A 20,291-nucleotide genomic window follows, 5' to 3' on the forward strand; every position below is an offset into this window, starting at 1 on the left:
CGAAGGTCGAACAATCGGTGCTCCTGGCGCAGCGCTGGATTCTGGCGCGCCTGCGCAACCAGCGGCTGTTCAGTCTCGAGGAAGCGAACCGCGCGATTGCCGCACTGCTCGTCGAGCTGAACAACAAGCCATTCAAGAAGCTGCCTGGCTGCCGCCGCAGCGCCTTCGAGGAACTCGACCGTCCGGCGCTGAGCCTGCTGCCCGAGCGGCCCTACCAGTACGCGCAATGGAAAGTTGCACGCGTCGGAATCGATTACCACGTTGAGATTGGCGGGCACTTCTACTCCGTACCGTACTGCCACGCGCGCGAGCAGGTCGATGTGCGCTACACAAAGACAACCGTAGAGGTCTTCCTGCGCGGCCAGCGCATTGCCGCTCATGCAAGAAGCGAGCGCCAAGGTCATCACACCACAATTGCCGCCCACATGCCGCCGAACCATCGTGCGGCGACCACGGAATGGAACCCGCAACGGCTGGTCAACTGGGCCACCGACATCGGCCCTCACACCGCGGCTGTCGTCGAACACCTACTCGCCGGGCGACAGCATCCGCAGCAGGCCTATCGCGCGTGCCTGGGCGTACTCCGTATGGGCAAGGACTTCGGCCGCGTGCGGCTCGAAGCTGCCTGCCAGCGTGCCATCGATCTTAAGGCGCCGAACTACCGGTTCATTGCGTCGACGCTCAAGAACGGTCTCGAAAGCAAGGCTGAAGTCCCTGCATCCCAGACCGAGCTTCCACTCGTGCACGCCAACGTGCGCGGACCCTCGTACTACCATTGAAAGGAGATCTATTGCATGTTGCATCATCCGACCGTCGACAAACTCCACGAACTGCATCTGTACGGCATGGCTGCCGCGCTGGCCGAACAGCAATCGCAGGGCAGTATCGAACAGCTCGGCTTCGAAGAACGCCTCGGGCTGCTGGTCGAACGTGAAGCGAGCGAGAGGCTCTCGCGTGTCATCAGCGCGCGGCTGCGCCGTGCGAAGCTGCGCTTCCCGGAGGCGGCGCCTGAAGACATCGACTACCGCAGCGCGCGAGGTCTGGACCGTGCGTTGCTCGCACGTCTGCTTACCGGTGAATGGATACGGGAGAGGCAGAACGTCATTCTCGTGGCACCGACCGGGCTGGGCAAGACATGGCTCGCGTGCGCGATGGCCAACCAGGCGTGCCGCCAGGGGTTCTCTGCAGCCTATCTGCGAATGCCGAAGTTCAGCGAGGAAATGGCACTCGCGCACGGCCGCGGGCGTTACGCGAAGTTGCTTGCACAGTGGGCGCGCACCGACATCCTCGTGCTCGACGATCTCGTCATGGCACCCATGTCCGAGCAGGCGCAGCGCGACTTGCTCGAACTGCTCGACGATCGGCACGGGACGCGCTCGACTATCGTCACCAGCCAGATCCCCGTTGAGAACTGGCACGGCGCCATCGGCGATCCAACGCTTGCCGACGCCATGCTCGACCGTCTCGTTCATAACGCGCATCGCGTGACGCTCGCCGGCGAATCGCTTCGCAAAAGCCGAAACAGTTTGACCAGCAAACAGGACCAGGAGTAAAAGACAACAGCCCCGCGTCGTCACGTCCACGTCGCTCGCAACGACGTGGAACTGCCGCTCGGTTTAGCGTGGAATGCACGCTCGCTTTACCGTGGAATGGCTGCTCGAATTGCGTGGAATACGCACCCTGATTGCGCGCCTCGGCCAGTTCTCGTAGTCGGTGGTCCTCCGCGGCATGCGATTCGGCGTCTCTCACCATCTGTTCAACCTCTCTTTCAGACAGACCCGAGTTAGCCTTGATGGTGATCCGGTTTTCCTTGCCGGTCGCCTTGTCTTTGGCCGACACATGCAGGATTCCATTCGCATCGATGTCGAACATCACCTCGATCTGCGGCATGCCGCGCGGTAGGGGAGGAATGCCCTCCAGTTTGAACTCGCCGAGCAGCTTGTTGCCGGTTGCCATCTCGCGCTCTCCCTGATAAATCTTGACGGTGACCGTCGGCTGATTGTCATCGGCGGTGGAGAAAACCTCCGAGAACCGTGTCGGAATGGTCGTGTTCTTGTCGATCATCTTTGTCATCACACCGCCGAGCGTCTCGATGCCAAGCGATAGCGGAGTCACGTCAAGCAACAGCACGTCCCTTCGGTCGCCGGACAGCACCGCCCCCTGGATCGCCGCGCCCACGGCGACCGCTTCGTCCGGGTTGACGTCCTTCCGGGGTTCACGCCTGAAGAACGCCCTGACCTTGTCCTGCACCTTAGGCATGCGCGTCATCCCGCCCACGAGGATCACGTCGTCGATCCTGTCGGTGGACAACCCCGCATCCTTGATCGCGATGCGGCAAGGTTCCATCGTGCGCTCAATGAGATCTTCGACGAGCGCTTCGAGCCTGGCCCGGGTGAGCTTCAGACTCAAGTGCTTCGGACCCGATGCGTCTGCCGTGATGTAGGGCAAATTGATCTCGGTCTGCTGGCTCGACGACAGCTCGATCTTCGCCTTTTCGGCCGCTTCCTTCAGGCGTTGCAGCGCGAGCACGTCCTTTGACAGGTCGACGCCTTGCTCCTTCCTGAACTCGCTGACAAGGTAGTCGATGATGCGCTGGTCGAAATCTTCGCCGCCGAGGAAGGTGTCCCCGTTCGTCGACAGCACTTCGAACTGTCTGTCGCCGTGGACGTCGGCGATTTCGATGATCGAGATGTCGAACGTGCCGCCGCCCAGGTCGAACACGGCGATCTTGCGGTCGCCCTTTTCGGCCTTGTCGAGACCGAACGCGAGCGCGGCTGCGGTCGGCTCGTTGATGATCCGCTTGACCTCCAGACCCGCGATGTGGCCGGCGTCCTTCGTTGCCTGACGCTGGCTGTCGTTGAAGTACGCGGGCACCGTGATCACCGCTTCGGTGACCGGCTCGCCGAGGTAGTCTTCAGCGGTCATCTTCATCTTGCGCAGGACTTCGGCCGAAACCTGCGACGGTGCGAGGTTCTGACCGTGCGCTTGAACCCACGCGTCGCCGTTATCGTGCTTGACGATCCTGTACGGCATCAGGCCGATATCCTTCTGCGCTTCCTTCTCATCGAAGCGGCGGCCGATCAGGCGCTTCACCGCGAACAGCGTATTGCTGGGATTGGTGACAGCCTGACGCCTGGCAGGCGCACCGACGAGTATCTGATCCTCGTCAAGATACGCGACGACTGACGGCGTCGTACGGGCACCCTCCGAGTTTTCAATCACCTTGACCTGCTTGCCTTCCATCAGCGCTACGCACGAATTCGTGGTGCCGAGGTCGATGCCGATGATCTTGCCCATGATGTCATTCCAGGTGCTCAAGGGTTTCAGTGCGTCGCCAGCGCATCCGGACACGCCCTGCCGTCGTGCATACGTGCTGTGGCGGCACCGTCCTTGCTGACTTTATCCATTGCGTCCGCAATGATCCTGCCGATCTCCTCGTCCGCATTGGCGGAGATCGTGCCGACCTGCGGGATCTCGCGGCTAGTCGTGACCGCAAGGGAAAGCTTCCTGAGTTCCTCGACGATCGCGGCAGTCGCCAGGTCGATGCCACGCTTGAGGTCCATCGGGTTCAGGCCCGAGGCGACATACTCCATGCCTTCCCGCACGATGGCCTGAGCAGTGGCGGTGGTCGCGCCGTCACCTGCGATGTCCGAGGTTTTGACGGCAACCTGCCTGACCATCTGCGCGCACATGTTCTCCAGCCTGTCGCGCAATTCGCCGTCCTTCGTGACCGTCGGTGCGCCGTACGATCGCTCGAGCACCACATTGCGTCCCCTGGGGCCGAGCTTGACCTTCACCGCATCGGCCAGGATGTTGACGCCCGTGAGAATCTGCCGGCGGGCGAGTTCATGGAACCTGACATCTTTGGCAGATGCGCCTCGTCGAGCATGTTGTCGATGTCATCGGCGCGATCTCGCGTCGATCTCGTCGCGGGTTTCATCGTTGGCCTCCGTCGTCACGCGGGAAATTGCAGTCTTCCCGCGATCAACCATGAACTGGCCGCGCCTGCGTTGTTTATGGGCCATCGCGTCGCGTCGCCTCGTCAAAATCCCTGGAAAGCCCGAACGCCGGCGGCAGCGTCCCCGGCACGACGTAACCCGCAGGCTCGACCGACGGCTCGGGTGTCAGTCTCAGGTCAGCGAGTCTGGCCCTGAGGAACGCGTCGGCGTGCGCAAGCCGGTCCTCAAGTTCCGGCTCGGTAATGCCCAGAACCTGCGCTGCGGCATCCGCAGGCTGCGCTTCGAGGCGGCAGAGCGTGACGGCTCGTCGCCAGGGTTCCGGCAGCTCCGCAAGCAGCGTTGACACCAGCTCGCGAAGCTCCCGGGTCATGACCGCATCCTCCGGCGAACCGTCCGGTGCCGGCACCACGTCCTCGAGGCGCAGGACTTCGTCGGGCTGCCAGTACTCGAACAGAAGCTCGTCGTCTTCGTGTGGCTCGTGCAGCTGGACGGGCAGCCTGCCTTCGAGTGAAATGCACCGTCCTTCCTCGCTCTGTCGCTGCGCCACTTCGTCGGCAAGCCGTTCAAGCGCGATCTGATAGAGCCATTGCAACGGTTCGAGCCGGCGCGGGCGCTCTGCCTGTCGCTCGCAGGCACGGGCCAGGGCCTCGTCGACGATGTCGTCGACCGTCGGGTCGCCTGCGGCTAGATCGCCCCGCGCCTGGAGATACGCGATTTCCCGCTGTACAAAGCGCTGGAGCGGTGCAAGCAGCGGACGCACGCACTCGCCGAACAACGCGGATCCGGCATCCGTCTGCCCTGCCAATGCGGCCTTGAGCTGCCGCAACCCGGCGCGCCGTTCCTTGCGACGCCACGCATCTTCGTGACGCAGATGTGCCACGTGTCTTTCCAGCTGCCGCTCCAGTTCGGCCATGGAGAGTTCGATCGCCGCCCCGGGCTCCGGCGAATCGTTCCCGCAGGCGAATGTTCCCCCTGGCAGCACCAGCTGGAGCCGGACGCGGTAGACACTGCGATGCCGGCTTCTTTCCACTGTCGCATGCAGCCGGACCAGTCCGGTCGGAAAATGCGACAGATGCGGCTTCAGGCGCCGTTCCGTGAGCCGGCCAATCAGGTCTTCCAGCTCCGGCCGGGAGAGCTTCGCAACGTGGCGGTAACTGATCGACGTTTTCATCTCAAACCTGCGCATGTCCGGGCGCGCCTCGATGGCGAACGACGCTGAGCCAGTCGGGACCGGGCGCCACGCCATGCGGGGCGGATAGCCACGCACCAACATCGACGCTGACGACCCGGCACTCCGGCAGCGAAGCCGCGCGTTGCCGGCCGTCTCCTCGCGACGCAACGCCGTGCGAACGTCTCATTCACTCGTGCCCTCCGTGCCACTGGCGTCCGATTCCTTTCTCTCCAGGCTCAGGTAGGTGGCAGCCGCCACCAGCCCGAACACGATGTGATTGAGGAAACTCACCCAGCCTCGTGCGTCGGCAAACCACGGGAACCATTGCGTCATGCCATAAAAGTTGATCACGTACAGCAGCACGCCGAATACGGCACCTACCAGCGAGGCCAATCCGACACTGGAATCCAGGCTGAACGGCGCCATGATCACCGCCAGGATGACCGCGAAGAGGATCGACAGCACGACGTGCGTGACCAGCGCGACCAGCATGACGCCCGTCGCAAACGTAGCGGGTTGTGCGAGCACGTCGCGGCCCATCAGGATGGCCGCGACCATGCGCGGCGCTGCCCATACGCTTTGTCCCATCACCCGCATGCCAAAGAGTTCGATCACCAGGAAAACGGCGCCCGCCACGCATCCGCCGATGACTGCAGCGGGCCACTCAGGCATGCGGCGAACGAAATGATGCGAATGCATGTGAAGTTCCATCATGACCTCCTCGGGACCTGCAAGGCTTTCCTCACCGGCGCCACCGCCAGACCGCCTCCGTGACATCCGGCGGCGTTCTGCGAAACGGTCGACGGTCCACAAGCCGCACGGCGTACTCCAGTGCTTCCGATTCCGCCTCCTCGCGACTGGGCCAGCGCCGGCAGAGCCGTGGCAGGTGCCAGTTCACGAAAACCTCGCCATCTCTCACGACCTGAACAAATACAAGGTATCCGTTCACCGCGGTTCGTTCCGGGCATACCACCGTGCGTACGTGCCTCACGACCAGGGTGTGCATACGGATCTCCAGGCCGTTGCGCATCTCGACTCTCACCCGTTTCATTGGTTCCCTCCCCTCGCGCGTGCGCCGGTATCGCACCGTGCGTGCGGTGCTTCTGCGAAAACCGCTCCGAACGAGGTGCTCGTCGCTTCATGGAACCGGGGCCGGCGTACGGCACGATCGACGGCATACCGTCGTCGCGGGCGGTGCCCGCAGGGCAACCGCGCTGCTAACGGCGGTGCAGGTGCGACGTGAGCTGGCAAAACGCCTGCCACACGGCGGCGATGCAGGCCGGCAGCGTGCGCAGAGCACGCTGCGCGACCGGCCGGAAAACGCCGGACAGGGCGACGATCGTACGGTGGGGGCGCTCGAACAACGTAGTCGAAGCCGGGCGGAGATGAAGGCAGCTCATCGTCTTCTCCTTCGACGCAGCAAGGAAGAGAACGGGCTTGCGCGCTCCAGTTCGCCTGCCATGCTGCGGGGCAAACAAATCGAAACACGCAGCATGCAACCGAACCATCACCGGGCACACTGCCTGAACTGAATATAAGTTAGTTTCACTGATGAAAATTTTCAAGGGGTGCGATGGACCCCGCCAAACTGGCCTGGCGAGCCGGTACCCAGTTATCCGCGGGCGGAAAACGGGCGTTGCCTGTGCGGATCCGATCGCGTCAGGATATCCGGCCGTGCCTCAAGGTGAACACCATCTTTTACGGTGGCGAGCAGTAGCACCGCCTTGATGAGGCAGTCGTCCCACTGTACCGGCCCCGGCGCCGACGGCGCCATCGCCGTATGAACAGGGATCGGGATGTGTGCCAGCGCTGGGTGCGCCCGGATCTGGCGGCCGAGTTCCCCGTCCCCCATCAGCGGCATCATTCAGTCCGTTATGATCAAATCTGGCTGCTGGCGCAGGGCGTGCTCGAGCGCCTCCCCGACGTTGTGTGAGCAGCATACGCCATACCCTTCGGCGGTGAGCATGAGGCAGTACGCATCGAGCAGATCAGGCTGGTCGTCGACAAGCAGGAAGAACACATTTTGCGACACGGGGAGCAAATAGCGTTCCGGATCGCCTTCTGGATCAATGCTGGCCCACAGGAGGTGCGAGGGAACGATAATGTCTCCTCGCATGCACGTCTTTCACAACGGTGTCACGCAATGGGTACGGATCATGACCGCTTCTCATATGGGAAATCTGCACTCCCTCGCCCGATTTCTCCGGCGGGAACAGGCGCGCCTGACGGAAAGATGGATGCAGGCCGTCGCTGCAGATGCCGACCTCGTTGAGGCCGACCGGCTGACCTGGGAGCAACTGGCCGATCATCTGCCCGCCATCCTCGACGGCATCTGCACTGCGCTCGAAGCGCAGGATCTCCAACCGGTCGAGCGGGCCATTGAACGCAATGCGAGGCAACACGGGAACGTGCGCTGGCAGCAGGGTTACCGTATCGATGAACTCGTGCGTGAACTTGAGCTGTTCCGGCAGGAAATGGACGACGCCGTCCGGGCCTTCGCGGAGTCCGACGGCGCGTTCACCCGCGACCAGGAATCCCGTGCCCGGCGCCTGATTGACGAGGCGCTCAGTTTTGTCACCCTGACATCGATCCGCGAGGTCATCGGCGAGCGTGATCGGACCATCGCGGCATACACAAGCCAGCTGGAGCGCGCCAACCAGGAGCTGCGGGAGCAGCAACACGAGGTCAGTGAGCTGCACCGCTCGCGCATGCAGATCACGCGCAGCCTCGTGCACGACCTGCGCAACTTTCTGAACGCCTTTTCGATCGACCTGCAACTGATTGCGCGCGTTCCAGCCAGGGCCGAGGCCGGACTTGCACTCGCGACCCGGCAGGCAGAAGACATGAAGCAGCTGGTCGACGAGATGGTGGAATACTCGGTTGTCGTCGGTGACAGCGGCCAGATCTGCATTGAGCCGGTTGATCTGCCCATGCTGTTTGACGAACTGGTCACGGCCGCCCGGCCAGCGCTCGAAGCGAAGGGCCTGCGCCTGTCTGCCTCTCTTGATGCCGGACTGGTCCGCGTGCAGTCGAGCCGCATCAGGCTCAAGCAGGTTGCACTGAACCTGCTGTCGAATGCGACGAAATATACCCGCGAGGGGGAAGTCGAACTGGTCATCGCGAGATGCGGTGACGACCGGTGGTCCATGCGCGTGGCCGATACCGGTGTCGGCATTGCGCCGTCAGACACGGAGCGAGTGTTCAGGGAGTTCGAGCGCGTCGCCGGCGACGACATCCCGGGCGCCGGTCTGGGTCTGGCGATTGTCAGGGAGCTGTGCCGCGCACTCGAGGGCGAGATCCACTTCGAGTCCCGCGAGGGGCAAGGCACGACCTTCGAAATCCGCTTTCCTGTCGACCTGAAGCCACAAGGCTGACGCGGCGCCCAGGGCAGACGTCGGCCAGATCACCTGGTCCCGTCGGCCGCCGCGTGGCACCGCACACGCTGTCCACCTATCGGCCGGTCGGTTTCCGGCACGAAGTATCCGTGAGACCTTTGCATGCGATCTCGACTTCGCCCGAACGATGCCGGACTCTGCAGTAGCAGGATCGTCGACGTTGTTCATTGCGCGTGGCGGGTAGCGAAGTTCCTTCCCCGAGGGTCATGATCTGGTCACGCTGGAGGCGCACCCCGGCAGCCGGCCCGACTTTCCCGTGCGCCGTCCGGATCACCGGAGCGGCGGCGCTGCGCCCGGTTTTTCGGCAAGCATCCGCTCGTACACACCAAAGTGAAAATCCCCTTCGGTCTGCGCCACCGTTGTGACCGTCAGGTTGATCGTTTAATCGTTTTACGTAATCGCTGTCCTGCCGGTTATGCGGACGTGGCGCCGGCTCCCGGAGCAGCCCCGGTATTCGAGGATTCCGCTTGCGGTCGGGCCTTTCCGGCCTACACTGGAAATCCCACCTCGCGTCCTCTCCTCGGGCATCTTCGAAGGCGACAGCCATGCGTCTGACAATTCTGATCAACGGCCCTGATCCGACCGTCAACCATGACTACGCCGTGCTGTGGCTCGATACAGACGAGCAGCGGTGGTCCAGGGAAGCCCATGCGGGCATCAATCTGCCGCAGTGGGGCGAAATTCAATCCTGCGTCTGCACGACTCTCCTCAGCGGGCCCGGGTCCACGGAGCCGCTCTGCGTTTTGCATGATTTGTACTTGACCCGGCGAGAAGAGGTCAGCCGTGCGGACGGTATTGCGACGTTGACGCACGACGCCCAGCCTGGCCAGACAGACTGGCACTGGCACCTGCAGGCAGTAGATCGCACGCGCATACATGCCGACAGCGCGCTGTTTGCCGGCGAGACATCAGCGCACCCGTCAGTCTCCGCGCGCACGTCACCCCCGACGACTGCGCTCACGGCCGTACGGCGCCACGCTTCACCTGCGTTCCCCCGGCGCTGACGCAGCCACAATCCACATTTTCGGTTGATCTGGTCCGGCAGGACGCCCAGCACGACGGCAATCGCGACTTCAAGTTGCGGCGCACAAACCTTGCCCTCGGTCAAGGTGGTTCCGATCAGGACGTCATAGCTCTTTTCCTGCCGGCAGATTACCTCGACCAGCCGGGCACGAACACTCAGTTGTTGTCGGTCGCCATGCGGATGATGTCGACCGCCGTGCGCATCGCTTCCGTCGCCCCCTGATCGAGCGCAACCACACACGGTGCCGGCCCAGGGTGAGCCAGTCGGTATCGAATTCCACGATGTCCTCAATCGCAATGTTGTTCCGCCGCGATGCCAGGGACTGGCAAAAATTTTCCAGGGCGCAACGCTGCTTTTACCCCTTGAAATCCTCGCCAGAGTACCTATCTTAGGATTCGCTCAGGCAGACGCACGGGTCCCGACGTCCCGCGCGCTGCGTGTTTCGATTTGTTTTGCCGGATGGCAGGCGAACTGGAGCGCGTAGGCCCGTTCGCCTCCATGCATCACTTGAGGAGAACAGCGTCATGAGCGATCTCTTTGGAACTGACCTTTTCAGCGAGTTCGACCGGCTGCAGCGGCAGATGGCGAACCTCTTCGGTACTTTCCCTTCCAGTCTCCGGGCGAGCCGCTTCGGCACGTTCCCGCCCGTCAATATTGGCGCCACCGACGACTCGATCGAGATCGTCGCGTTTGCACCGGGCATCAATGCGGCGGAACTCGACGTATCGATCGACAAGGGGCTGCTGACCATCAGCGGTGAGCGCAAGCCGGCCCAACCGGATACCGGCCAGGACTCACGAGTCTACGCGCAGGAGCGCTTCACTGGCGCGTTCCGGCGGGTCATCGAGCTGCCGGAGAACGCAGACCCCGACAAGGTTCAGGCGCGCTACGAGAATGGTTGCCTGTCGATCGCTATCGGCAAGCGCGAATCCTCGAAGCCTCGTGCAATCACCGTCCAGTAATCCCGGGAGCTGAAAATGAGCGATACCACCGAACTGAGCAAGCGCGACCCGTCGGCTGTCACGCGCAGCGAAAGCGGGCCGTCCGCGCGGCGGATGACGATTACCCCCGCCGTCGATATCTACGAGGACACCCAGGGCGTCACGTTGTGGGCCGACCTGCCTGGAGTCACCCGGGACAAGCTCGATGTGCGGGTCCATGACAGCAGTCTCGCCATCGAGGCTGAGGCGGTTGTACCGACACCGGCAAATCTGCGGCTGCAGCATGCCGAGGTCCGTGAGCCGCGCTTTGCGCGCACGTTCACGCTCTCCCCGGACTTCGATACGTCGAAGATCGAGGCGAGCCTCCAGGACGGCGTACTGAAGCTCACGATCCCACGCCGCGACGAGGCGCGCCCGCGGCGGATCGAAGTGCGTACGGGCTGAAGTCGGCGCGCGGGCAGCAACGGCAGGACGGACATCGGGTGGCGGCGGCCTGGCTGCCACCCTCCGACAGCGGAGGCCCGGGTGGGCCAGCCGTTCCCGACAGCCATGTCCGGGGCCAGGATTGTGTGCGATGGCCGACTCGCACCTGTACCAGCATGCACAGCGGTCGCTGAGTTGCAGAAGCGCAGCGCGACGCGCTGTCCTGCGCCGTCAGGCGAACTGGAAAGGAGCACTCGCGGGCGTGGAGCGCAAGGTGGCCGCGGCAACCGCGCCCGAGACCCAGTCTGAAAACGTCGACGACGCAAAAACGGCGGCGCGGGCGCCATGACCGGAATACGGTTCTCCTGCCAGATACCAGAGGAGGAAAAGATGAATCCCGATCCGAAAAAGTGGAATCCCTTCAAGTTCCTTCGCGGGGCTGTGCGCAAGTCCGATGCGGATAGCCCGGAGAGCCCGCCGGCGAGCGAAAACGAACCATGGCGCGCCGCCCTGCCTGACATTGCGCGACTGTTCTCACGCGAACCATGGCGCGCCGTGGAAGAGTTTTTTCACGACCCGTTTGCAGGCCGTGGCGCGCTCGAACGATGGTTCGGCGACTTCAGTTCATCGCGCTTCCAGCCGCGCATCGACGTCGTCGATGAGGGACCGGTGCTGCGCGTGACTGCAGAACTGCCCGGGATGGAGCGTGAAGACTTAAAGGTGAGCGTCGAGGACGGCGCGATCGTGCTGCGCGGTGAGAAAAAGCAGGATGTGCGCAGTGAGGAAAACGGCTGCTACCGGCTGGAGCGTGCTCATGGACGCTTCGTGCGCACGATCCCGATGCCTGAATATGCCGATCCCGGTCGCGCCCTGGCAAAGTTCGACAACGGCGTACTCACATTGACCGTGCCAAAAACGGAGCCGGCGCCATCCACGAGTCGCACGATCGATATCGGTTAGGGCGAGCATCCAAAACGATATAACGGCGGGGGGAAAAGAGGACCGGGCCGTTAGCTCAGCGGGTAGAGCAGCGGACTTTTAATCCGTTGGTCACTGGTTCGAATCCAGTACGGCCCATGAAACCAGGCATCGGACGCCACCCGGCAAGCGTGGCGCCCGATTTCGTTCGGCTGCTGCCATCAGTCCGGTGCGTGCAGCAAGACGGCCCCTGCAAATCCCGACAGGCCGTGGACAACGTTTAGTCCGCGGGGACGGAACGGTCACGACGGGAACGCGGGTTGCCGGGGAGTCTCGACGCATAGCGCACGGCGTGGTCCTTCGGGCCGGGTTGAATCGCACACCAGAATTCCTGGTGGCGGGCACCGAGACGTCGGGCGGCCTCATAGCGGTGAAAGTGACTGGCAAGCCAGAACTGGCAGCCATCAAAGAAGACCTTCATTGCCGGCTGCGCCGCGCGCATTGAACCGCTGCGAATGGCGGCCATAGCGTCCTTCAACACGGCATCGTCGAACGATCCTTCACAGGCAAGCTCATCACTCACCGAGAGCTGCAAAAACTTGAGATAGTCCAGGCCGAGCACGCCAGCGGGTAGTCTGGCCGGTGATCGGGCAGGCAGACGAGAATGTCCAGACATCGCGCTGTCGTATTATTCAGGATAACGATACGAACGAAAAACCTGGTCGACCCATATCTCCCGACCGGGACTGACCAGCCCAGTTCACTCATCCACCATGAGATGGCGAATCACAAGTGCCGGGTCAGCGATATCCAGAATGAGCCTGCGCAGGACGCGCCTGCGCATGTGCTCTTCGTCGAGGATCCAGGGTGCGCCTTTCTCGCTGAGATAGCGCTCCAGGGCTGCGTGATGATCTTCGCTGTCGGGCAGATTCAGGCGAGCGGCCAGCAGTCCCGCAACGACGTCGTCGATCTCAATATCGAGCGGCTTTGAGTCAATGCGAAGTTCAAGTTTCATGTCTGACTCCGGCAAAAAGCGGCGCCGCATGACGGAGACAGCGTGCGGCGCTGAACGGGTTGCGCCGGTCGCGACTGTAGACCGGCGCATGCAGGAAACGCTGCCGGATCAGTATTCGATCGCGGTGTCAGCGGACTGTGCCGGCTTTTCTTCCTTCGGCGCTTCGGCAACCGTGGCGTCCGTCGTCAGGATCAGGCCGGCAATCGAGGCCGCGTTCTGCAGCGCCGTGCGCGTCACCTTGGTCGGATCCACCACACCCGCCTCGACGAGATCGCCATACTCGCCGGTGGCCGCGTTGTAGCCGAAGTTGCCCTTGCCTTCGAGGACCTTCGCGATGACCACGGAAGGCTCGTCCCCCGCGTTGGCGGCGATCACGCGCAGCGGCGCTTCAAGCGCGCGCAGCACGATCTGGGCGCCTGCGTCCTGATCGCTGTTGGCGCCTTTCAGGCTGGTTATCGCCGAGCGCGCGCGCAGAAGCGCCACGCCACCGCCCGGCACGATGCCTTCCTCGACCGCCGCGCGTGTGGCGTGCAGCGCGTCGTCCACGCGGTCCTTCTTCTCCTTCATCTCCACCTCGGTTGCCGCCCCGACCTTGATGACGGCCACACCGCCTGCGAGCTTCGCTACGCGCTCCTGGAGTTTTTCGCGATCGTAGTCGCTCGTGGCATCTTCGATCTGTGCACGAATGGACTTCACGCGTTCCTCGATGCGCTTCTCATCGCCAGCGCCGTCGATGATGATCGTGTCGTCCTTGCGCACTTCGACGCGCTTCGCACGTCCGAGATCCTCCAGCGTTGCCTTCTGCAACTGCTTGCCGGTTTCCTCGGAGATGACGGTTGCACCCGTGAGGATGGCGATGTCCTCAAGCATCGCCTTGCGCCGGTCGCCGAAGCCTGGTGCCTTGACGGCCGCGACTTTGAGGATGCCTCGCATCGCGTTGACGACGAGCGTGGCCAGTGCTTCACCATCGATATCTTCCGCGACGATCAGCAGCGGCTTGCCTGCTTTCGAGGTCGCCTCGAGCACCGGCAGCAGATCCCGTATGTTCGATATCTTTTTGTCGTGCAGCAGGATCAGGGCATCGTCCAGATACGCCGCCTGCCTGTCCGGATCGTTGATGAAGTAGGGGCTCACGTAGCCGCGGTCGAACTGCATCCCTTCAACCACGTCGAGTTCGTTCTCGAGCGATTTGCCGTCCTCGACCGTGATCACGCCTTCCTTGCCGACCCGCTCCATGGCGTCGGCAATGATTCTGCCGATCGCCTCGTCGGAGTTCGCCGAGATCGAACCCACCTGCGCGATCTCCCTGTTCGTGGAAATCGGTTTCGACAGGTTGCGCACCTCATCGAGCACGGCGGTCACGGCCTTGTCGATGCCCCGTTTGAGGTCCATGGGGTTCATGCCGGCCGCGACATGCTTCATGCCTTCCTGCACGATGGCCTGCGCAAGCACCGTGGCCGTGGTGGTGCCGTCCCCGGCCACGTCGGCGGTCTTCGAGGCGACCTGCTTGACGATCTGCGCTCCCATGTTCTCGAAGCGGTCCTTCAGCTCGATTTCCTTCGCGACCGACACGCCATCCTTGGTGATGGTCGGCGCGCCGAAACTGCGCTCGATCAGCACGTTGCGACCTTTCGGTCCGAGTGTGACCTTCACGGCATCGGCCAGCACGTTCACGCCCTTGACAATACGGGCACGCGCGCTGTCGTGGAATTTGACGTCTTTTGCACTCATGTTCTTGCTCCGGGTAAAGTCGTTGACTCAACGCGTCGCGAACGACCGGCCGGGCGTCCGCGACCGTAAAGGGATTTCAGGCAGCCTTGCGGGCGGCGCCCGCGTCGACCTCGAGGACGCCCATGACGTCTTCCTCGCGCATCACGAGGAGTTCCTCGCCATCGACCTTGACGGTCTGGCCCGCGTACTTTCCGAAGAGAACCTGGTCACCGACTTTGAGCTGGAGCGCGCGCAGCGTTCCGTCCTGCAGCAGCCGGCCACTGCCGACCGCGACGACTTCGCCCTGTTCGGGCTTTTCTGCGGCTGAGTCGGGAATCACGATGCCCGAGGCCGTCGTCCGCTGCGTTTCGATTCGCTTGACGATAACCCGGTCGTAGAGGGGACGAATCTGCATTTCCATCTCCTGAGCGATTAAAGGATCACCAATAAAGGAATCCGGCTGCGGCGATTGGGACGCGTGGTGCGCCTTTCATGCAGCCGAGCCAATATCTGGCGGAAAGCGAAATAGAGGCGCCCATCGCGCCCTTCAAGGGGCGCGAAAACGGCTTTGTGTAACAAATTGTTTCAGCGCGGCAGGAGGATGCGATGGGCCGTGCCGAGGCGATAAACCGTTCGGCCGCGTCCATCCGGTCGGCGAGCCCGAGGCGGCACGGGACAGGGCGGCTGGCGTCCGCCATCGACGTCAAGGGTGTCGTCCGGCTCATTGAGCGTGCGCCACAGGCCGCCCTTGACAGGGCGGAACAGCCAGCGCACGTAACCCCTGCGCGCGGCAAGCTGCATCAGCTCGTCGCGATCGGTCCCGTCATCGAGGAGTTGCGGGTCGCGGACCATGTCCTCTCCATAGTCGCCGAACGCCTGACGGCAGGCGAGTGTCTCGGCAGGGCTGGCGCCGATTACGTTGCAGCCGCGCTGTTCGACGCGCTCAACCTCCCAGGCACCGGATTGCCAGGCGGCATCCAGCAGCATGGCGTCCACGGTCTCGAAGCTGTGCCACGGTGCGTCCAGCTGGAGCGCCGATCCCGGAACCGGCCGTGGTGGGATCTCCATGCCGGGCAGGACAAGCGGCGTCGCGCGCCGGAATCCGTGCCAGTGGAGTATGGCGATGAGCGGCGTATTCACCTGCGCCACCGCCGTGACGGTGACGGCAAAGAGCGGCAGGCGCACGGTGTCAATCTGCTCCTGAAGCCTGTCGAAAAAGTCCATGAAGCCTCCTGGGTTGACATGTTGCAGAGCCTCTTGAAATTTCCGTTCCTTGCGCTATTTTATTTATCGCTCAGGCAGTCGCGATCAAGCGCTGCGTGTTTCGATTTGTTTGTCAGAGGGGTCTCCCACCGGCAGGCGAACTGGAGCGCGTGGTCCGGTTCGTTCTTCGTGAGAGGCCCCGGTTTCAGGGAGCCAGTCATGAGCGATCTTTTCTTCAGCACCGATCTGCTGGGCGAATTCGACCGCCTGCAACGGCAGATGGCCAGCGTCTTCGCGGGCTGTCCCGCGAGCCTGCGCGCCACGCGCAGCGAAACCTTCCCTCCCGTCAACATCGGCAGCACCGACGACAGCGTCGAGATCGTCGCGTTCGCGCCAGGACTCGATCCGGCAGCAATCGACGTCTCGATTGACAAGGGGTTGCTGACGATCAGTGGCGAACGCAAGCCGCCCGGACCTGAAGCGGATGATGAGACGCGCGTCTACGCCGGGGAACGCTTCATGGGTGCGTTCCGGCGCGTGATCGAGCTGCCGCAGCACGCGGATCCCGACACGGTCAAGGCGCGCAACATGAACGGTTGCCCGACCATCAGCGTCGGACGTTCCGAGGCATCGAAGCCGCGCGCCATCGCCGTCCACTGATCACGGTGCAAATGAAATACGAGAAAGCACGGAGGACATCATGAACGACAGCACTGAACTGGCTACCCGTGAGTCACACGCCGACATTGCCTCGCGCGAGGGTGCGCAACCTGCGAAGCAGCTCACCCGGATCGCACCTGCGGTGGACGTCTTCGAGGACAGCCATGGCATCACGCTGTACGCGGACCTGCCGGGTGTGCCGCGCGAAAAGCTCGATGTGCGGGTGCAGGACGGCAGCCTGAACATCGAGGCTGAGGCGGTGATCCCGGCCCCGTCCGGACTGCCCCTGCAGCATGGCGAGGTGCGCCACCCGCACTTCTGGCGCGCCTTCACGCTCAGCCCCGATTTTGACGTCTCGCGCATCGACGCACAGCTGCGCGATGGCGTGCTGAAGCTCACCATTGCTCGTCGTGAGGAGGCAAAGCCGCGACGCATTGAGGTGAGCGTTGGTCAGGCGTCAGCACAGGGGGCATGTGGCGCGGCCCGCACGGCCCGCGCCGCGTGACCCGCCACGCGGAGGAATGTATGGACAACGTCCGCAGCCAAAGCTGGAAGGGCTACATGATCGAGACCAGCGCGTTTCCGGTTCGGCACTGCGCGCTGCCTCCCGCCGGCCGGGATACGTACGTGGCCGTCGTGCGTATCCGGCGCGCGGAGCAGACGGTCGTGGACTGGCACCTGCCACGCTACGCCCAGCACTGGGCAAGCGTGGACGAGGCGCACCGGGAAACGGTCGAGTACGCGATACGCACCATCAACGCGGGCTGTCTCAGCGACACGGGTTCGCCGGCGCGCTTCCTCGCGTGACAGCGCCGCTTTGCATGGTAGCGCGGCCCTTGTCTGGCTTGCACTATGTGTCGTTTTTCTGCAGGGGGTTTCCGGATTCGGGACCCTGTTTTACGGGAGAAGAAAATGCTCAGTCCACACGAATTTGCGACCCTGATGCTGGTTCGCCAGGCGCCGGACCAGCTCGACATGAACCGCGCCGAACTCGACGCGCTGCTGGAGCGCCAGCTGGTCATGCTGGAACATTGCGCCGACGGCGCACGCCGCGCCTACCTGACCGGGAAGGGCAGCACATTCCTCGACGCGCTCCACCCGGGCGACGCACCACGTCGAAGGCGAAACACCGCCGGCAACGACGGTGGGACAGGGGCGGAAACGCCCTCCGTGCCGGGTAGCCGCACGACGGATATTGCGGTGCCGGGACGCGCAGGCTGAATGGCTGCGTGAGCGGAACGCCAGGCGTGCCTTCCTCGCCATGAGGCGCGGTCGCGAGGTTGCCGGGGGCCTCCGGGGCCACCTCGGCGCGACACAAGTCGTCGTGGTAGCGCCCGGTCGCACCGACGGCGGCCCAGGCCTTGCGATGCGATATGGAATGCCATGTGCTGCATGAACTGATAGCGAAACGGCGCCGCCTCGGATGCGGCGCCCTGCAGGAGGTGTGATATGACAACGGACAAGGTCATCGAGTATCACGGCTGTGAGGTTCGGCCGGTGGTCACCGCCACCGGGAAGGGCCGTTACGCAGCTGCGGCCGTCGTCGCCGACCGGGCGGGCGAAACGCGCACGCTCGGCGTGGATGGGGAATTCGCCACCCCCCAGGAGGCGCGCGATGAAGCGCTGGAGCTTGCCGTCGCATGGATCCAGCAACGCTCGGTCGTTTCAGACCGGTATGTTCGACGGGCCTGGCTCCCAGTCAGCGATTGCCGAACGGAAGCGAGGTAAACACCTGCAGATTCGATGGTCGATCCGATTCCGGTTCGCCGTGCCTCCGGAACCATTTGGGCTCAAGCCACTTCGAGGAAAAGAGAATGACAGACATCGCAGTCATCAATCCCGACCAAGACGCGCTTTATGAACGCATCAGGCTCCTGCTCTTCAGCGCTGATCTGCCGGTGCAGCGTCTGAAAGCCGACATCGACGATATCGGACGTTTCACCGCGCCGGATGTGCGCTCACCGCACCTGCGCCTGGTCGAGGCCATGCCGCCGCTCACGCCCGCCGCCGAAGCGATCGTGCGCGCCATGATCCGCGCATACGGCATGGATCTGTTCGGGCGCGGCGGCGCGAATTCCGGACTGCGTGCCTTGATAAAGGCTGGACCCGTCAAGTTTGGACAAACGGCCTTGATGCTGGGGCCTGACGCGCCCGTGCCGGAGCGTGCCCGTCCACTCGTCGAGGAGTTCAACCGAATTTTCGAGCGCTATCCGGGGAGCGGTTTCGCCCAGGCCCGATGCCTTCTCTCGGGGATTGGCCTGCCCGTCGGTCGCGACGTACCTCGTCAGCCAAGTCGCTCGCTCCAACGCGAATAGCAGATTGGTCATCCAGGCAAATATCCCGCGTCGGGAACGTCGCCTCTGGTCGTAGCGGGCCGTTTTTTCGGGTCACCCTTTGAGAGGCCTCTCAACGATTATCAATCTCAAAGCTATCAGCCTGGCGCGCTTTCGGTCGTCGGCCGTGCACCCTCGCGGGCAGCGCGGTCGCAATCCGACTTCACCTGCCGATCTCGGGCAGCACGGGTCAGAGCGATGTAAGGCCAGTCCGTTTTGCGTTGTTTGGTGCCTGTCCTCGTTCACATTGCTGTGAGCGCGTGGCGGCGCCCGCATGCAGGCGTCGTTAAACCTCAAGGGGGAAAACACGGAGTGGTCCGAAGAGGTCCGAACTTCGGATGGCTGCATTCGATTTAAACGCCGGCACGCAAAGCGAATACGGGCCACTGGCTAAAAGCCAGCATCGGGTCAAAACGATGCAGATCCGCACGATGCCCGACTTCAGTCCGAAATCAGAAACCGGTTGCGGTTCTTGGCGTCCTTGATCCAGTTGGGTGCCCGTCCCTTCCCCGACCAGGTCGCGCCGCTCTTCGGATCACGATATTTTGCGGGCGCGACACTTTTCAGAGCCCGATTTCCTCCGCGGCGCCGACCAAAGATCTCCTGCTCCGTGAATCCGTACTCCGCGACCTTGGTCCGGACATCTTCGAGAACAGTCTGAAATTCCGCCTGACGGGCGGCAGTCACCTGCCCCTGAAGTTCGGCCAATTGTGCTTTGAGCTCTTTATAGGTTGGCAAGGCCAGTCTCCTCAAGTGGATACCATACGGTGATGATAGCGACATTCGGACGCCCCTGATCGGCACGTGGACGTGCTGGCTGGCGATCCGGAAGGTACCGGTTGCCCCGCTTGAATCGCCCGGCAGCGAGCGGGGGCGGGGCGGCGTCAATTATTCGAAACCGAACCGGAAGGAGAGACAACTATGACGCCGGCAAAAGCAGTTGACGCTCCACACCAGGCTGTTTGCGGTCGAAAGCGGGGTGCTTGCTCCGTGGAAGTCGCGTGAGTCAGCACCCGGGCAACTACGGAAATTCGATGCTGGGATGACGAATGAGCGCTGTTGAGCGTCGCTCATCCGTACCGTCGTCTTGCGGGAGTGACTGTCCGGGGCGGCGAATGTCCCTAGGAGGGTCTCGTCAGAAGCCGCTCTATCGTCACGAGCATGATACCCACAGGCACGGGCTTCTGCCAAAACGCGTCCCACAAAGGTTCGCTCAAGGTTGGTTTCTCGCCTGCACTGGCCAGGATGATGGGGGTTTCAGCCAGCTTCGGATTATGTTTGAGTTGGCGGCAAAATTCAATTCCGTCCATTCCAGGCATATGCCAATCTGAAACGATCAGGGCCGGGTGTAGATCGTTCGCGACGGCCAGACCCGCGTCAGCGTCTCCAGCGGTCAACACCCCGAAGTTTTTCAAGCGCAATATACGTGTCCATGCAACGATGATCGCGGGATCGTCATCCACAATAAGAATTGTCTGCATGAGCCAGAAGGGGGCAAGAAGGGGGCGACCTGAATAAGGAGATGCCTACGCCGAATCG

Annotated in this window: 24 protein-coding genes, 1 tRNA gene and 3 pseudogenes; 14 read left to right on the top strand and 14 right to left on the bottom strand. The window is 63.0% G+C overall.

What is annotated here, in order from left to right; translation table 11 throughout:
- Together BO1_RS60240 and istB are read left to right on the top strand one after the other, a co-directional pair.
- On the top strand, positions 1-779 hold a 779-nt coding region (locus BO1_RS60240; protein WP_028218842.1), incomplete at its 5' end, for a Mu transposase domain-containing protein.
- A 66-nt stretch (positions 780-845) separates the two neighbouring features.
- Positions 846-1,463: pseudogene (gene istB, locus BO1_RS18510) on the top strand (IS21-like element helper ATPase IstB); the annotation flags it as partial.
- On the opposite strand, the gene dnaK reads toward istB, so the two are convergent.
- The 6 genes and pseudogenes from dnaK to BO1_RS51615 form a co-directional block, all read right to left on the bottom strand.
- On the bottom strand, positions 1,387-3,297 hold the full coding sequence (dnaK, locus tag BO1_RS51605) for a molecular chaperone DnaK (RefSeq protein WP_322788532.1): 1,911 nt from the start codon (positions 3,295-3,297) through the stop codon (positions 1,387-1,389). The pseudogene istB and the gene dnaK overlap by 77 nt on opposite strands.
- A 38-nt stretch (positions 3,298-3,335) precedes the next feature.
- Positions 3,336-3,830 (bottom strand): annotated as a pseudogene (locus BO1_RS18520) (TCP-1/cpn60 chaperonin family protein); the annotation flags it as partial.
- 184 nt (positions 3,831-4,014) lie between these two features.
- The gene (locus tag BO1_RS18525; RefSeq protein WP_028218845.1) at positions 4,015-5,130 is read right to left on the bottom strand and encodes an RNA polymerase subunit sigma-28; all 1,116 of its coding nucleotides are present in this window, start codon (positions 5,128-5,130) and stop codon (positions 4,015-4,017) included.
- Positions 5,131-5,313: 183 nt separating this feature from the next.
- Positions 5,314-5,841 (bottom strand): hypothetical protein, encoded by a 528-nt coding sequence (locus tag BO1_RS18530; protein WP_028218846.1) that lies wholly within the window; start codon positions 5,839-5,841, stop codon positions 5,314-5,316.
- 506 nt (positions 5,842-6,347) lie between these two features.
- Complete coding sequence (locus BO1_RS18540) at positions 6,348-6,530, bottom strand: hypothetical protein (protein ID WP_028218848.1); 183 nt, start codon at positions 6,528-6,530, stop codon at positions 6,348-6,350.
- Between the two features lie 464 nt (positions 6,531-6,994).
- Positions 6,995-7,246 (bottom strand): response regulator, encoded by a 252-nt coding sequence (locus BO1_RS51615; protein ID WP_043285367.1) that lies wholly within the window; start codon positions 7,244-7,246, stop codon positions 6,995-6,997.
- 40 nt (positions 7,247-7,286) lie between these two features.
- Here BO1_RS51615 and BO1_RS18550 point away from each other — a divergent pair, with 40 nt between their 5' ends.
- Together BO1_RS18550 and BO1_RS51620 are read left to right on the top strand one after the other, a co-directional pair.
- Positions 7,287-8,504: a sensor histidine kinase gene (locus tag BO1_RS18550; protein ID WP_028218849.1), complete on the top strand. Its 1,218-nt coding sequence runs from the start codon at positions 7,287-7,289 to the stop codon at positions 8,502-8,504.
- A gap of 566 nt (positions 8,505-9,070) precedes the next feature.
- Positions 9,071-9,529: a DUF3564 family protein gene (locus tag BO1_RS51620; RefSeq protein WP_043285369.1), complete on the top strand. Its 459-nt coding sequence runs from the start codon at positions 9,071-9,073 to the stop codon at positions 9,527-9,529.
- 26 nt (positions 9,530-9,555) lie between these two features.
- Here BO1_RS51620 and BO1_RS61225 read toward each other — a convergent pair.
- Positions 9,556-9,829 (bottom strand): annotated as a pseudogene (locus BO1_RS61225) (hypothetical protein); the annotation flags it as partial.
- Positions 9,830-10,073: 244 nt separating this feature from the next.
- Between BO1_RS61225 and BO1_RS18565 the strand changes: the two are divergent.
- The 4 genes from BO1_RS18565 to BO1_RS18585 all read left to right on the top strand — a co-directional run bounded on the left by BO1_RS18565 (position 10,074) and on the right by BO1_RS18585 (position 11,990).
- Positions 10,074-10,511 carry an Hsp20/alpha crystallin family protein gene (locus BO1_RS18565; RefSeq protein WP_028218850.1) on the top strand — a complete coding sequence of 146 codons (438 nt, stop codon included), beginning with the start codon at positions 10,074-10,076 and terminating at the stop codon, positions 10,509-10,511.
- A gap of 15 nt (positions 10,512-10,526) precedes the next feature.
- Entirely contained in the window at positions 10,527-10,934 is a 408-nt protein-coding gene (locus BO1_RS18570; protein WP_028218851.1) for an Hsp20/alpha crystallin family protein, read from the top strand.
- A 369-nt stretch (positions 10,935-11,303) separates the two neighbouring features.
- Complete coding sequence (locus BO1_RS18580; protein ID WP_028218853.1) at positions 11,304-11,873, top strand: Hsp20/alpha crystallin family protein; 570 nt, start codon at positions 11,304-11,306, stop codon at positions 11,871-11,873.
- 44 nt (positions 11,874-11,917) lie between these two features.
- A tRNA-Lys gene (locus BO1_RS18585) sits at positions 11,918-11,990 on the top strand.
- Between the two features lie 121 nt (positions 11,991-12,111).
- Here BO1_RS18585 and BO1_RS51625 read toward each other — a convergent pair.
- The 5 genes from BO1_RS51625 to BO1_RS18615 all read right to left on the bottom strand — a co-directional run bounded on the left by BO1_RS51625 (position 12,112) and on the right by BO1_RS18615 (position 15,780).
- Entirely contained in the window at positions 12,112-12,507 is a 396-nt protein-coding gene (locus BO1_RS51625; RefSeq protein WP_167338361.1) for a hypothetical protein, read from the bottom strand.
- Between the two features lie 84 nt (positions 12,508-12,591).
- Positions 12,592-12,846, bottom strand: a complete 255-nt coding sequence (locus BO1_RS18595; protein ID WP_028218854.1) for a hypothetical protein — start codon at positions 12,844-12,846, stop codon at positions 12,592-12,594.
- A gap of 108 nt (positions 12,847-12,954) precedes the next feature.
- Positions 12,955-14,577 carry a chaperonin GroEL gene (gene groL, locus BO1_RS18600; RefSeq protein WP_028218855.1) on the bottom strand — a complete coding sequence of 541 codons (1,623 nt, stop codon included), beginning with the start codon at positions 14,575-14,577 and terminating at the stop codon, positions 12,955-12,957.
- Positions 14,578-14,653: 76 nt separating this feature from the next.
- Entirely contained in the window at positions 14,654-14,971 is a 318-nt protein-coding gene (locus tag BO1_RS18605) for a co-chaperone GroES (protein WP_028218856.1), read from the bottom strand.
- Positions 14,972-15,141: 170 nt separating this feature from the next.
- On the bottom strand, positions 15,142-15,780 hold the full coding sequence (locus BO1_RS18615) for a hypothetical protein (RefSeq protein WP_028218857.1): 639 nt from the start codon (positions 15,778-15,780) through the stop codon (positions 15,142-15,144).
- A gap of 198 nt (positions 15,781-15,978) precedes the next feature.
- On the opposite strand from BO1_RS18615, the gene BO1_RS18620 reads away from it, so the two are divergent.
- The 6 genes from BO1_RS18620 (at position 15,979) to BO1_RS18645 (ending at position 18,734) form a co-directional block, all read left to right on the top strand.
- Positions 15,979-16,419 (top strand): Hsp20/alpha crystallin family protein, encoded by a 441-nt coding sequence (locus tag BO1_RS18620; protein WP_028218858.1) that lies wholly within the window; start codon positions 15,979-15,981, stop codon positions 16,417-16,419.
- 40 nt (positions 16,420-16,459) lie between these two features.
- Entirely contained in the window at positions 16,460-16,924 is a 465-nt protein-coding gene (locus tag BO1_RS51630; protein ID WP_043285373.1) for an Hsp20/alpha crystallin family protein, read from the top strand.
- A gap of 20 nt (positions 16,925-16,944) precedes the next feature.
- The gene (locus tag BO1_RS18630) at positions 16,945-17,226 is read left to right on the top strand and encodes a DUF6566 family protein (protein WP_028218859.1); all 282 of its coding nucleotides are present in this window, start codon (positions 16,945-16,947) and stop codon (positions 17,224-17,226) included.
- Between the two features lie 105 nt (positions 17,227-17,331).
- Positions 17,332-17,640: a hypothetical protein gene (locus BO1_RS51635; protein ID WP_245643832.1), complete on the top strand. Its 309-nt coding sequence runs from the start codon at positions 17,332-17,334 to the stop codon at positions 17,638-17,640.
- A 228-nt stretch (positions 17,641-17,868) separates the two neighbouring features.
- Positions 17,869-18,147, top strand: coding sequence for a hypothetical protein (locus BO1_RS51640; RefSeq protein ID WP_043285375.1), 279 nt, complete (start codon positions 17,869-17,871; stop codon positions 18,145-18,147).
- 86 nt (positions 18,148-18,233) lie between these two features.
- Positions 18,234-18,734, top strand: a complete 501-nt coding sequence (locus tag BO1_RS18645) for a hypothetical protein (RefSeq protein WP_028218860.1) — start codon at positions 18,234-18,236, stop codon at positions 18,732-18,734.
- Between the two features lie 459 nt (positions 18,735-19,193).
- Here the strand turns inward: BO1_RS18645 and BO1_RS18650 are convergent, their stop codons facing one another.
- On the bottom strand, positions 19,194-19,490 hold the full coding sequence (locus BO1_RS18650; RefSeq protein WP_028218861.1) for an H-NS histone family protein: 297 nt from the start codon (positions 19,488-19,490) through the stop codon (positions 19,194-19,196).
- A 383-nt stretch (positions 19,491-19,873) separates the two neighbouring features.
- A complete protein-coding gene (locus tag BO1_RS51645; RefSeq protein WP_167338362.1) occupies positions 19,874-20,215 on the bottom strand; it encodes a response regulator in 342 nt (113 codons plus the stop codon).
- Positions 20,216-20,291 lie beyond the last annotated feature (76 nt).

It is taken from the genome of Paraburkholderia oxyphila NBRC 105797 (genome assembly GCF_000685075.1).
Lineage (GTDB): Bacteria > Pseudomonadota > Gammaproteobacteria > Burkholderiales > Burkholderiaceae > Paraburkholderia > Paraburkholderia oxyphila.

Bases quoted from the DNA above. Each gene is read 5' to 3' on its own strand.
- BO1_RS18570 (WP_028218851.1), top strand. From the start codon at position 10,527: ATGAGCGATACCACCGAACTGAGCAAGCGCGACCCGTCGGCTGTCACG.
- BO1_RS18550 (WP_028218849.1), top strand. From the start codon at position 7,287: ATGACCGCTTCTCATATGGGAAATCTGCACTCCCTCGCCCGATTTCTC.
- BO1_RS51620 (WP_043285369.1), top strand. From the start codon at position 9,071: ATGCGTCTGACAATTCTGATCAACGGCCCTGATCCGACCGTCAACCAT.
- dnaK (WP_322788532.1), bottom strand. From the start codon at position 3,297: ATGGGCAAGATCATCGGCATCGACCTCGGCACCACGAATTCGTGCGTA.
- BO1_RS18530 (WP_028218846.1), bottom strand. From the start codon at position 5,841: ATGGAACTTCACATGCATTCGCATCATTTCGTTCGCCGCATGCCTGAG.
- BO1_RS18630 (WP_028218859.1), top strand. From the start codon at position 16,945: ATGGACAACGTCCGCAGCCAAAGCTGGAAGGGCTACATGATCGAGACC.
- BO1_RS51630 (WP_043285373.1), top strand. From the start codon at position 16,460: ATGAACGACAGCACTGAACTGGCTACCCGTGAGTCACACGCCGACATT.
- BO1_RS18595 (WP_028218854.1), bottom strand. From the start codon at position 12,846: ATGAAACTTGAACTTCGCATTGACTCAAAGCCGCTCGATATTGAGATC.
- groL (WP_028218855.1), bottom strand. From the start codon at position 14,577: ATGAGTGCAAAAGACGTCAAATTCCACGACAGCGCGCGTGCCCGTATT.
- BO1_RS18540 (WP_028218848.1), bottom strand. From the start codon at position 6,530: ATGAGCTGCCTTCATCTCCGCCCGGCTTCGACTACGTTGTTCGAGCGC.
- BO1_RS18580 (WP_028218853.1), top strand. From the start codon at position 11,304: ATGAATCCCGATCCGAAAAAGTGGAATCCCTTCAAGTTCCTTCGCGGG.
- BO1_RS18565 (WP_028218850.1), top strand. From the start codon at position 10,074: ATGAGCGATCTCTTTGGAACTGACCTTTTCAGCGAGTTCGACCGGCTG.
- BO1_RS18620 (WP_028218858.1), top strand. From the start codon at position 15,979: ATGAGCGATCTTTTCTTCAGCACCGATCTGCTGGGCGAATTCGACCGC.
- BO1_RS51635 (WP_245643832.1), top strand. From the start codon at position 17,332: ATGCTCAGTCCACACGAATTTGCGACCCTGATGCTGGTTCGCCAGGCG.
- BO1_RS51615 (WP_043285367.1), bottom strand. From the start codon at position 7,246: ATGCGAGGAGACATTATCGTTCCCTCGCACCTCCTGTGGGCCAGCATT.
- BO1_RS18645 (WP_028218860.1), top strand. From the start codon at position 18,234: ATGACAGACATCGCAGTCATCAATCCCGACCAAGACGCGCTTTATGAA.
- BO1_RS51625 (WP_167338361.1), bottom strand. From the start codon at position 12,507: ATGTCTGGACATTCTCGTCTGCCTGCCCGATCACCGGCCAGACTACCC.
- BO1_RS18605 (WP_028218856.1), bottom strand. From the start codon at position 14,971: ATGCAGATTCGTCCCCTCTACGACCGGGTTATCGTCAAGCGAATCGAA.
- BO1_RS18525 (WP_028218845.1), bottom strand. From the start codon at position 5,130: ATGAAAACGTCGATCAGTTACCGCCACGTTGCGAAGCTCTCCCGGCCG.
- BO1_RS18615 (WP_028218857.1), bottom strand. From the start codon at position 15,780: ATGGACTTTTTCGACAGGCTTCAGGAGCAGATTGACACCGTGCGCCTG.
- BO1_RS51640 (WP_043285375.1), top strand. From the start codon at position 17,869: ATGACAACGGACAAGGTCATCGAGTATCACGGCTGTGAGGTTCGGCCG.